This window comes from Christiangramia sp. 3-2217-3z (genome assembly GCF_051195275.1).
Taxonomy (GTDB): domain Bacteria; phylum Bacteroidota; class Bacteroidia; order Flavobacteriales; family Flavobacteriaceae; genus Christiangramia; species Christiangramia marina.
Genome location: NZ_JBNJLI010000034.1, coordinates 1 through 1,414, shown reverse-complemented (window position 1 = coordinate 1,414; position 1,414 = coordinate 1). Strand labels below are relative to the sequence as shown.

2 protein-coding genes are annotated in these 1,414 nt (G+C 36.3%); both read right to left on the bottom strand.

What is annotated here, in order from left to right; all coding sequences use genetic code 11:
- Positions 1 to 205: 205 nt before the first annotated feature.
- Positions 206 to 886: a 2'-5' RNA ligase family protein gene (locus ACSHZO_RS15815; RefSeq protein ID WP_298248312.1), complete on the bottom strand. Its 681-nt coding sequence runs from the start codon at positions 884 to 886 to the stop codon at positions 206 to 208.
- A 334-nt stretch (positions 887 to 1,220) separates the two neighbouring features.
- Positions 1,221 to 1,414, bottom strand: a 194-nt coding sequence (locus ACSHZO_RS15810) for a hypothetical protein (protein WP_435067436.1), incomplete at its 5' end; no start/stop codon positions are given.

The window sequence follows — 1,414 nt, the reverse complement described above, 5'->3', positions numbered from 1 at the left end:
TTTGGTCCTTAGCTTCTACCTGTTTGCTTGATGCTGAGAGCTCGCCCAGGACTGGCGAATGGCATATAACGGTCTCGTGTAACGACAAGTGGTGCGGAGTAGGGGACGCGGATTTGTCGGCTAATGGTATTATTTATTATAGAAACTAATTTAGTTCTTTTCTATGAAACCCGCCATTTGCGTTACACGTTGTTGTGCTGCGTTGCTATACTCTAAATTTTTCTAGCAACTTTGAATTCCTTTTTCTTTGATACCAATCATTAAAAACCAATTCTAATTCTTTTACTTCAAAACTTCCGAAATCAGAATTTTTATGGATTTCAAGAACTTCTAAGAACTCATTTTTATTTTTAAGTTTTCTTCTGAATCTAACAACTGTCGAATGTGCTGTTTGTATTGAATATCTTTTGTCTATAGATTGTTCCAGGTCGGAATTTCTAAATTTTGTTCTAAGGTTATTTCTTAGCCTGTTTAAAATGTCATTTTCTGGAAAACCTTGAATCATTATTCCTGAATCGGAAGCTGTAATTCCTTTGAATTTTATTTTAAATCTGGCAATTTCATTTAGACTTTCTTGAATCAAATCAATGTAATTAACAATTGAAATTTGATCTAAATGAAAACCTTCATAACAGGAAATAATTGACATTACTGTAATATGAATATCTGAATTTGGATAATAATATTGTGAAGGATCAACTTCTTTTAGATCATCTAAGAATAACTGGATTTTGTTTTTGACGTTTTCGGGAGGCCTTATCAATAATGTTATTCCAAACCTTCTATCAGCTGGAGAATCAATCAATAAATCAGTTTTGTAATCTCCATTTTCGATCAATCTGATTGAACTTTCATAAAGTTCTTTATAGTGTTCAGTCAGATTCATTTTTCTTTTTTTTCTCGATTTTCAAAGCAATGCTGCACAACGTTATCGAATAGGAACAGTAGGGGATTCTATATACGGATCTGTCAGATTAGCTTTCTGTTTGTTGATGATATCAATATACAGTTTAATTTATTTCCCCTATTGTTCTTATTCGTTGTTATGTGCAGTGTAGCGGCATTTTGCGAAAAATGCTGCGAACGGCGTTCGACAGATCTGACCCTCGGGCCATCCCGCTTCAACCGTTTAGAATAGCGTTTATCCTTAGGATAGGCGACGTTCTGGAACGGGGAGCAAACAGCAGGAAAACAAAAAATGAGTGGAAACCCTACTTTACTTATTGCTTTTTTTCTTGTTCCTTTACAGCGAGTTTGCAGCTATCGCTTCTAAAAGCTAGCTTTTCTCCGCTAGCCGCAAGCAAACTCGCTACAAACACAGCGGTTCCACGATTTTTTTGGTCCTTAGCTTCTACCTGTTTGCTTGATGCTGAGAGCTCGCCCAGGACTGGCGAATGGCATATAACGGTCTCGG